Consider the following 1517-nt stretch of genomic DNA (forward strand, 5'->3'; position numbering starts at 1 on the left):
TTGTTGAACGAAGCCGCTTTGCGGCAGGAACAAGATAAAGCCATCCTTTTGCCCCTCATCCTAAATACTTGCTAGACGCGACCTGCTTCGGTCGCAATCCTAGGAGTATCATCATGGACATTCACGAACAACAACGCTTTGATTTACTTTATGAACAACATCTTACCAACTTAACCTTGCAAGGCAAGCGGCCTGCAACCATTGATGCCTATAGCCGAGCTATACGCCGTATTGCGGCATATTTTGACTGCTGCCCCGACACCTTGACCACCGATGATTTGAAGCGCTATTTTGCTGATTTGATTGCCTCACATTCTTGGAGCACCGTCAAACTCGACCGCAACGGTTTGCAGTTTTTCTACTTTCACGTCCTCAACAAATCTTGGCAGTGGCTTCATATTGTTAAGCCACCACAGGTGAAACACCTGCCCGATATCCTGACGCCCTGCGAGGTCGCGATGGTTATCAGCCTCACGCGTCAACTGCGTTATCAGGTTTGTTTCTTAACCCTGTACAGCATGGGATTGCGCCTTGGTGAAGCGATTTCATTACAGGTCGGGGATATTGATGCGGGACTGATGCAGGTGCATATCCGTGATGCTAAAGGGGGCAAGGATAGACTGGTGCCGTTACCTCAACGCACCTTGTTAGCGTTAAGGTTCTATTGGCGCACCCACCGTCATCCTCGTTGGCTATTTCCGGGTAAAGATAATCAACCTGACTCACTCATGGACAGAGGCGGGCTCCAAAAAGCCATGAAGCAAGTCATTTCCGAGTGCAATATTCATAAAGCCATCAGTCCGCACAGTCTACGTCACAGTTATGCCACCCATTTGCTGGAACAAGGACTCGATTTGCGCTCGGTGCAAACACTGCTCGGCCACCATAGCCTGAATACCACCGCCCGTTACACGCGGCTCACTGATATCACCCGCAAAAATACCTGTGAGGCGATTAACCAACTGACCAACGGCTTAGCCTTGAGGTGGGAGTGTGGGTTATGAGCCAGTTTATCGATATTTTACGCCAACATCTGGCGGATTTTCGGCAGCGTTATGCCCATCAAATCACCCCAGAGATACAGGATGCTATCCATGCCATACTCAGCTGTCGTTGCAACACGGCGAGGGTGAGTTGCTGGGATTGTCAAACCTGCGAGCAACAGCTTGAGTTTCCGCTCTCTTGTGGTCATCGCAGTTGCCCACAGTGTCAACATGGCACCACATGTGACTGGTTGAGTAAACAACAAGCTAAGTTATTACCGGTGAATTATTTTATGGTGACCTTTACCTTGCCGTTTGAATTAAGAGCCATAGCAAAATCGCAACCCGAGCCGTTCTATCACGCCATGTTTACCGTGGCAGCGAGTGTACTCAAAGACTTTGCAGCACGCTCCCCTAAGCTCAGTGGTGACATCGGCTTCACGGGGGTATTGCATACTCACAGTCGGCGTAGAGACTACCATCCACATCTGCACTTCATTATCCCCGCAGGGAGCTACCACTCTGGCAAGCGGC

Annotated in this window: 2 protein-coding genes; both read left to right on the forward strand. The window is 50.0% G+C overall.

All coding sequences use genetic code 11. The features are described from left to right. The first annotated feature begins 113 nt into the window (after positions 1-113). A complete protein-coding gene (locus SHEWPOL2_RS21955; RefSeq protein WP_037431775.1) occupies positions 114-1004 on the forward strand; it encodes a site-specific integrase in 891 nt (296 codons plus the stop codon). Then, positions 1001-1517: transposase zinc-binding domain-containing protein (locus SHEWPOL2_RS21960; RefSeq protein WP_037431778.1), on the forward strand; the 517-nt coding region annotated here is incomplete at its 3' end. The genes SHEWPOL2_RS21955 and SHEWPOL2_RS21960, both read left to right, overlap by 4 nt.

The sequence above is a fragment of the Shewanella sp. POL2 genome (genome assembly GCF_000282755.1).
Lineage (GTDB): Bacteria > Pseudomonadota > Gammaproteobacteria > Enterobacterales > Shewanellaceae > Shewanella > Shewanella xiamenensis.